5 protein-coding genes are annotated in these 8,026 nt (G+C 72.1%); 2 read left to right on the top strand and 3 right to left on the bottom strand.

Going from position 1 to position 8,026, the window contains the following annotated elements:
- Positions 1 to 119: 119 nt before the first annotated feature.
- Both ACIO3O_RS20485 and ACIO3O_RS20490 read right to left on the bottom strand, forming a co-directional pair.
- Positions 120 to 3,857: an ABC transporter ATP-binding protein gene (locus tag ACIO3O_RS20485; RefSeq protein WP_401747711.1), complete on the bottom strand. Its 3,738-nt coding sequence runs from the start codon at positions 3,855 to 3,857 to the stop codon at positions 120 to 122.
- A gap of 102 nt (positions 3,858 to 3,959) precedes the next feature.
- On the bottom strand, positions 3,960 to 4,952 hold the full coding sequence (locus tag ACIO3O_RS20490) for a serine hydrolase (protein WP_401747714.1): 993 nt from the start codon (positions 4,950 to 4,952) through the stop codon (positions 3,960 to 3,962).
- Positions 4,953 to 5,157: 205 nt separating this feature from the next.
- Here ACIO3O_RS20490 and ACIO3O_RS20495 point away from each other — a divergent pair, with 205 nt between their 5' ends.
- Both ACIO3O_RS20495 and ACIO3O_RS20500 read left to right on the top strand, forming a co-directional pair.
- The gene (locus tag ACIO3O_RS20495) at positions 5,158 to 5,526 is read left to right on the top strand and encodes a type II toxin-antitoxin system RelE/ParE family toxin (RefSeq protein ID WP_401747716.1); all 369 of its coding nucleotides are present in this window, start codon (positions 5,158 to 5,160) and stop codon (positions 5,524 to 5,526) included.
- Between the two features lie 14 nt (positions 5,527 to 5,540).
- A complete protein-coding gene (locus ACIO3O_RS20500; RefSeq protein ID WP_401747719.1) occupies positions 5,541 to 5,963 on the top strand; it encodes a helix-turn-helix domain-containing protein in 423 nt (140 codons plus the stop codon).
- Here the strand turns inward: ACIO3O_RS20500 and ACIO3O_RS20505 are convergent.
- Positions 5,960 to 7,657 (bottom strand): thiamine pyrophosphate-binding protein, encoded by a 1,698-nt coding sequence (locus tag ACIO3O_RS20505; RefSeq protein WP_401747722.1) that lies wholly within the window; start codon positions 7,655 to 7,657, stop codon positions 5,960 to 5,962. The two genes, ACIO3O_RS20500 and ACIO3O_RS20505, sit on opposite strands and share 4 nt — an antisense overlap.
- Positions 7,658 to 8,026 lie beyond the last annotated feature (369 nt).

An 8,026-nucleotide genomic window follows, 5' to 3' on the forward strand; every position in this document is an offset into this window, starting at 1 on the left:
CGTGCCCCGGCGGCCCGGGGATCGTATGCACGTACGACGTCCGAGGGCCACGTTCCGGTTGCACCGGCAAAGCGCGCAACCGGAAGGGAAGGGCGAAAACGAGCCGAACCACCGGCCCCTCAGACCGCCGCGGGCTCGTCCTCCCCCACGAAGGTGCGCCACAGGCGGGCGTACTTCCCGTCCAGGGCGAGCAGCTCGTCGTGCGTGCCGTCCTCGGCGATGCGCCCGTGGTCCATCACCACGACCCGGTCCGCGCGGGCGGCCGTGGTCAGCCGGTGCGCGACGACCAGGGTGGTGCGGCGGCCGGTGAGCCGGTCGGTGGCCTGGTTGACCTGGGCCTCGGTGGCGAGGTCGAGGGCGGCGGTGGCCTCGTCCAGGAGCAGCACGTCCGGGTCGACCAGCTCGGCCCGGGCGAGTGCGACGAGCTGGCGCTGCCCCGCGGAGAGGTTGCGGCCGCGCTCGGCGACGGCGTGCAGGTAGCCGCCGTCCAGGGTGGCGATCATGTCGTGCGCGCCGACCGCACGGGCCGCCGCCTCCACGGAGGCGTCGGTGGCGTCGGGCCGCCCGTAGGCGATGGCGTCGCGGACCGTCCCCGCGAAGAGGTACGCCTCCTGCGGGACGACGCCCAGACGGTGGCGGTACGCGGTCATGTCGAGGTCGCGCAGGTCACAGCCGTCGGCGGTGACGCGGCCCGAGGTCGGATCGTAGAAGCGGGCCACCAGCTTGACCAGGGTCGACTTCCCGGCACCGGTCTCGCCGACGAAGGCGACGGTCTGGCCCGCGGGTATGTGCAGGGAGACGTCCGAGAGGGCTTCCTCCTCCTCGCCGTACGCGAACGACACGTCCTCGAAGGCGATCTCCCCGCGCAGGGAGAGCACGTCCTTGGGGGCGTCCGCGCCCGCCGTCGACGTCGGCTCGCGCAGCAGTTCCTGGATGCGGCGCAGCGAGACCGTGGCCTGCTGGTACCCGTCGAAGACCTGGGAGAGCTGCTGCACCGGCGCGAAGAAGAGGTCGATGTAGAGGAGGTACGCGACGAGCGCGCCCGCGGTGAGCGTCCCGGCCTCGATCCGCCCGGCCCCGACGATCATCACGGCGGCCGCCGCGACGGAGGACAGGAGCTGTACGAACGGGAAGTAGACCGAGATCAGCCACTGGCCGCGCACCCGCGCCTGCCGGTAGCTGCGGCTGTTGGCGGCGAACCGCTCGCGGCCCGCGCGCTCCCGGCCGAAGGCCTGCACGATGCGCAGTCCGGCGACCGACTCCTGGAGGTCGGCGTTGACGACGCCGACCCGGTCGCGGGCCAGTTCGTACGCCTGGACGCTCTTCCGGCGGAAGAAGTACGTGCCGACGACCAGCAGCGGCAGCGTCGCGAAGACCACCAGTGCCAGTTCGACGTCGATGACGACGAGCGCCACCATCACGCCGAGGAAGGTCACGACGGACACGAAGGCGGTGACCAGGCCGGTCTGGAGGAAGGTGGAGAGCGCGTCGACGTCGGTCGTCATCCGGGTCATGATCCGCCCGGTCAACTCCCGTTCGTAGTAGTCGAGTCCGAGCCGCTGGAGCTGCGCGAAGATCTTCAGCCGGAGCGAGTACAGGACCCGCTCGCCGGTGCGCCCGGTCATGCGGGCCTCGCTGACCTGCGCCCCCCACTGCACCAGCACGGCGAGCAGGGCGAGCCCGGCGGCCGTCCAGACCGCGCCGAGCGCGAGCTGCGTGACACCTTCGTCGATGCCGTGCCGGATGAGGACGGGCAGCAGCAGCCCGAGCCCCGCGTCGACGGCGACCAGGCCGAGGCTGACCAGCAGCGGCAGCCCGAATCCGCGCAGCAGACGACGGAGGTTGTACGCGTCCTCGGGCGCGACCGCGCGGGCCTCGTCGATGTTCGGGACGTCGTTCGCGGGCGGCAACGCGTCGACCTGCGCCAGCAGTTCGGGTGTGGCAGGCATGCCGGGGGCGTGGTCGGCGTCCTTCGCCGGGTCGGTCTCGTCCCGTATCCACAGGTCGGGGGTGATGCCGCGTTCGGCGTCGAACTCGGCGTCCAGCTCCGCCTGCACCGACCGGTCGTCCTCGACCGGGGCCTTCGGGGGAACGTGTCCGGGCGATACGCCGCCGAGCTCGTCGGGGTCGGTGAGCAGGCGGCGGTAGAGGGCGGAGCGGCGCTCCAGTTCCTCGTGGGTGCCGATGTCGGCGAGGCGGCCCCTGTCGAGGACGGCGATGCGGTCGGCGAGGTTCAGGGTGGAGCGGCGGTGCGCGATGAGGAGGGTGGTGCGGCCCGCCATCACGGACTTCAGCGCCTCGTGGATCTCGTGCTCGACACGGGCGTCGACGGCGGAGGTGGCGTCGTCCAGCAGGAGCAGGCGGGGGTCGGTGAGGATGGCGCGGGCCAGCGAGAGCCGCTGGCGCTGGCCGCCGGAGAGGGTGAGGCCCTGCTCGCCGACCAAGGTGTCGTACCCGTTCGGCAGCTCGTCGATGAAGCGGTCGGCCTGGGCGGCGCGGGCCGCCGTACGGATCTGCTCGTCGGTGGCGTCGGGGCGGCCGTAAGCGAGGTTGGCGCGCACGGTGTCGGAGAAGAGGAAGCTGTCCTCGGGCACGAGACCGATCGCGGCCCGCAGCGATTCCAGCGTCAGCTCACGGACGTCGTGGCCGCCGACCAGGACCGCGCCGCGCGACACGTCGTAGAAGCGGGGCAGCAGGAGCGAGACGGTCGACTTCCCGCTGCCGGACGAGCCGACCACGGCGACGGTCTCGCCCTCGCGTATCTCCAGGGAGAACCCGTCCAGGACGGGCCGCCCCTCCTCGTACGCAAAACCGACCGCGTCGAACTCGACGGTGGCGGGGGCGTCCGCCGGGAGCTCCTTCGTCCCGTCCTCGAGGGACGGCTCGGTGTCGATCAGCTCCAGGACACGCTCCACACCCGCGCGGGCCTGCTGCCCGACGGTCAGCACCATGGCGAGCATCCGGACCGGCCCGACGAGCTGCGCGAGATACGTCGAGAAGGCGACGAACGTACCGAGGGTGATCTGCCCCCGGGTGGCGAGCCAGCCGCCGAGCGCCAGCATGGCGACCTGGCCGAGCGCGGGGACGGCCTGGAGGGCGGGCGTGTAGCGGGAGTTGAGCTTCACGGTGCGCAGGCGGCCCGCGAACAGCCGCCGCGAGACCTCGCGCAGCTTGCCGGTCTCCTGGTCCTCCTGCCCGAAGCCCTTGACGACACGGACACCGGAGACGGCCCCGTCGACGACTCCGGCGACGGCGGCGGCCTGCCCCTGGGCGTACCAGGTGGCGGGGAAGAGGCGCTTCTTGCTGCGGCGGGCGATGAACCAGAGGGCGGGGGCGACGGCGAGGGCGACCAGGGTGAGCAGGGGGGACAGCCACGCCATGATCACGAGGGAGATCAGGAAGAGCAGGACGTTCCCGATGGTCATCGGGAGCATGAACAGCAGGCTCTGGATGAGCTGGAGGTCGCTGGTGGCGCGGCCGACGACCTGCCCGGTGGACAGTTCGTCCTGGCGGCGGCCGTCGAGCCGGGTGATCGTCCCGTACATCTCGGTGCGCAGGTCGTGCTGGACGTCGAGGGCGAGCTTGCCGCCGTAGTAGCGGCGTATGTACGTCAGGACGTACACGACGACGGCCGCGGCTATGAGGAGGCCGGTCCACACGGCCAGGGACCGCGTGCCCTTCCCGATCACGTCGTCGATGACGACCTTGGTGATCAGCGGGACGAGGGCCATGACGGCCATGCCGCCGAGGGAGGAGCCGAGGGCGAGCAGGACGTTGGCGCGGTAGCGCCAGGCGTAGCCGGTCAGGCGGCGTGCCCAGCCCCGTTCTCGTACGGCCTGCTGCTCGTGCTCTGCCACGTGGTGCCTCCCGTTGGTTCGTGTCCCACCGGAAGGCACCAACGTCGCGAGCTGCGGATTTCATCCCGCCGCAACAATCGGGCGGGGGTGCGGCGCGCGGCTTCAGTGCGCCGGAGCCTCCGGTACGGGCGGGATCACCTCGTGCGGGGCGGCGGGCGGGACGATCGCGGGGGCCTGGAAGGTGCGGGCCTTCGACGCCGGGTTCAGGTCGCGGTGGACGGCACGGGAGACGGACTGGATGGTGTCCACGCCCTGCTGCATCGTCTTGTTGCCGTGGGTGAGGACGGTGATCGTGTAGTCGTGCCCCTGGCCGGTGAAGACGCCGAGGGAGTGCACCCGCCAGCCCTTGGCGGCACGGGGCAGCCAGCCGTTCTTGACGTGCACCTTCGCCCTGCCGGGCGCCCCGGCGGGGGTGCCCCAGCGCTGGGCGGGGACGACGCGGGCCATGCGGTCCAGGCCGTACGCGCGGGAGGCGGCGGTGAGGACGGCGTTGGTCTGGGTGAACAGGTCGAGGATCTTGCTCTGCTCGGAGGCGTTGACCTGGGTGAGCCCCCAGTAGCCGTTCGCGCCGGGCTTGGTGCGGGTGGCTCCGGCGGCCTTGAGGAAGGTGTTGATCTTCCCGGTGCCGAGCTGCTTCCACAGGGTGCTCGTGGCGTTGTTGTCGGACTTGGTGATCATGGCGGTGACGAGGTCGCGCTCGCGCGTGCTCAGGGCGCGCTTGCGCTTCTGGGAGTCGTACAGCAGGGCACCCATGACGGTGACCTTGACGATGCTGGCGGAGTCGTACGCGTCCCAGGAGCGCAGGGAGCAGTACGTGTTCGTCGACCGCTCGTGGACGGCGAGGGCGACGGTGCCGGGCCGGCCGCGCAGGGCGGCGGTGAGGTCGGCGGTCATCTTCTTGGCGAGCCCGGCCTTGTTGGAGCTGCACGTCACCTGGGGTGCGGCGGCGGTGGCGGGGGCTGCGGCGGCCACGGGGAGCAGGACTCCGGTGGCGAGGGTGGCGGCGGTCAGGCCCCGGGATATTCGGCGGCGCCTGGTGGTGGTCGTGCTGATGGCGCTTCTGGTGGTGCTGGTGGTGCTGATGCGTGCGGACATGCTTCCCCGTCCCCCTGGACCCTGAATCTGCGGCTCGGGAGTGCCTTTCCGGCACTCCCGCCACACATGACTCGGGGGACGGGAAAAGGTTGTATGTCACAGGGGAATCGGTGGGGGCGTCAGCCGGAAAGACGGGATCACACCTTCGAGGGACCCGATAGCCGTTCTCACGTATATACACTCTGCCGTCTATACGTTCTCGCCCATGAGTGATCCATTCGAGATCGAGATCGAGGCGGAGGTTCGGCTGTGGCTGATGAATCTGCCGGCCGACGACTACGAAGCGGTCGAGGACGCGGCGGAACGCCTCCGCCGCAACGCCACGACCTTGCGGGAGCCCTACTCCCGCTACCTGGGGGACGGCGTCCGGGAACTGCGCTTCACCATCGGCCACGACCGCAGATCCGTCCGCATCACGTACTGGCTCGCCCCCGGCCGCCGGGTCGTCATGCTGACCGTCTTCCGCAAGACGCGACAGCGGGAGACCGCCGAAGTGGCCCGCGCACGGCGGGCCAAGGCCGAATGCGAGGCCGAGCACGATCGGGCGGAACAGGAATTCCGTCGTACCGATTGAGGGAGGATGACCCCATGGTCAGTCACGCAGAGTGGAAGCGATCCCGGGACCGCAAGGTCGTCGAGGGGATTGCCGAGGACCCCGAGCGGGAACGGCGGCGCAAGGAGCGCGACCTCGCCTGGGACCTCGGGCAGATCATCTATGACAGGCGCACCGCACTCGGGCTCTCGCAGACGGTGCTGGCCCGCCGGGCGGGCATGTCCCAGCCCCAGCTCTCCAAGATGGAACTGGGCGGAACCGTGCCCACCCTGCCGCTGCTGGGCCGCCTGGCACGGGCACTGGAGGCGGCGCTGACGATGCGGTTGAGCGGCGACACCTGGACGGTCGAGTTCCAGCCCCTCACCGAGGCCCCTGCCACCGGCGCACCGGACCACGCCGCCGACGCCCCGGACCACCAGAACCGACCGCCCGAGGTCACGGTGGCCGCACAGGCTTAGGCCCCCGCCTCCCCGTGCGTCGCCGCGAACATCCGCAGCCGCGCCGGAAGCACGACCACCGAAGGACCGGGTGCCTTGAGTGCCGCCGCGAGGTCGTCGGCCAGCGCCTCCGGTGTCGTACGGGTCCCGGGCACGCCGAAGGACTCGGCGAGGGCGACGAAGTCGGGCCGGGCCAGCTCGGTGCCGAGCGGTTCGCCGTAGGCCTCGCCCGCGTACTCGCGCAGGATGCCGTACCCGCCGTCGTCGACGATGAGCCAGGTCACCGGCAGGTCGTGCTGGCGGGCGGTGGCCAGTTCGGCGATCGAGTACAGGGCGCCGCCGTCGCCCGACACGGCGAGGACGGGCGAGTCCGGGTCGGCGACGGCCGCACCGAGCGCGGCGGGGAACGCATACCCGAGCCCGCCCGCCCCCTGCGCGGAGTGCATGGTGTTGGGCCGGGCGGGGTCGAAGGCGGACCAGGCCCAGTAGCCGAGGATCGTCATGTCCCAGAAGCTGGGCGCGGCGGCGGGCAGGGCCGCGCGGACGGCGGCGAGAATCTCCTGCTCCTGCTCCAGTCCCTGGGCGTCGATACGGGCCCGGATCCGCCCGAGTACGTCGCGTACGGCAGCGGCGGCGGTGTCGTCGGCCCGCACCTCGTCGATGGTCTCCAGCAGGGCGGTGAGGGCGAGGCGGGCGTCGGCGTGGATGCCGAGGGCGGGGTAGTTGGCCTCCAGCTTGCCCAGGTCGGCGTCGATCTGGACGATGCGCCCCTGCGGCGCGAACGTCCGGTAGTTGGTGGTGAGTTCACCGAGCCCGGACCCGACGACGAGGAGGACGTCCGCCTCCTCCAGGAAGTCGGTCAGGTGCCGGTCCTCCAGCCAGGACTGGAGGGAGAGCGGATGGTGCCACGGGAACGCCCCCTTCCCGCCGAAGGTGGTGACGACGGGCGCGTTCAGCCGTTCCGCCAGCTGCTTCAGCTTCTTCGAGGCGTCCGACCGCACCACTCCCCCGCCCGCGACGATGACGGGCCGGGTCGCGTTCGCCAGCAGGTGGGCGGCGACGGCGGTGAGTTCGGGCCGGGGCGGCAGGTCGTGCGGGATGCCGTCCGGGGCGACCACGACCGGCACGGAGGTCTCCGCCGCCAGCACGTCCTGCGGGATCTCGACCCAGACGGGCCCGTGCGGGGCGGTCAGCGCGGACTCCCACGCATCGGCGATCACGGACGGGATCTGGGACTGCGTCCGCGCGATGTGCACGGACTTCACGACGTCCCGGAAGGAGGCCTGCTGGTCGCGCAGCTCGTGCAGATGCCCGCGCCGGTGACCGCCCAGCCCGTCCACGGGCACCTGGCTGGAGATCGCCAGCACGGGCGCGGAGGCGGCGGCGGCCTCCTGGAGCGCGGGCAGCGAGGTGAGCGCGCCGGGCCCGGTCGACAGGAACAACGGGGCGGCCTCCCCCGTCATCCGCCCGTACCCGTCCGCCGCGAACCCGGCGTTGTTCTCGACCCGCAGCCCGACGTACGTCAGCTGCGACCGCCGCAGGGCGTCGAACAACGCCAGGGCGTGCTGTCCGGGCAGCCCGAAGACGGTGGTGGCCCCGAGCCCCCGCAACGTCTCCACGACAAGATCCCCACCCGTACGCCCATGGGGCGGGGTGAGGGCGGCAGCGGTCTGCGCGGCGCTGGGCCGCAGAACGAGATCATGATCGTGACTCATCCCCCCAGCTTCCCTCACCTCCGGGGGTACGGGGCCCTGCCCCTGTGCGCCTCCACCACACGGGGCCGTGCTCAATCTGCGTCTCCGCCGCGCCTTCAGGGGCGCGGGGAACTGCGCGACCAGCCACGACGGATCTGCACGGAACCGTGCAATCGCCGCGCGGCGAGCGCTTTAGGGAAAGGGGCGGGTCCGGGGCCTCTCCTGCCCGAGCCGGGCGGGGCTGTGCGTCCGGTACGGGGGCGGGCCGAGGCCCCCTTGGACACGCGTCCGGTGGCGGGGCGGGGCCAGGGGCGGCACCCGGGCGGGCCGGGAGCGGGAGGGGCCGCCCCCTTGCCCGCCCGTCCCGCCCCCGGGGGGCGGCCCCGCCGC

The sequence above is a fragment of the Streptomyces sp. NPDC087440 genome (assembly GCF_044744005.1).
Lineage (GTDB): Bacteria > Actinomycetota > Actinomycetes > Streptomycetales > Streptomycetaceae > Streptomyces.

Excerpts from the sequence above, each read along its gene's own strand:
- ACIO3O_RS20500 (WP_401747719.1), top strand. The coding sequence starts at position 5,541 with ATGGTCAGTCACGCAGAGTGGAAGCGATCCCGGGACCGCAAGGTCGTC.
- ACIO3O_RS20495 (WP_401747716.1), top strand. The coding sequence starts at position 5,158 with ATGAGTGATCCATTCGAGATCGAGATCGAGGCGGAGGTTCGGCTGTGG.
- ACIO3O_RS20505 (WP_401747722.1), bottom strand. The coding sequence starts at position 7,657 with ATGAGTCACGATCATGATCTCGTTCTGCGGCCCAGCGCCGCGCAGACC.
- ACIO3O_RS20490 (WP_401747714.1), bottom strand. The coding sequence starts at position 4,952 with ATGTCCGCACGCATCAGCACCACCAGCACCACCAGAAGCGCCATCAGC.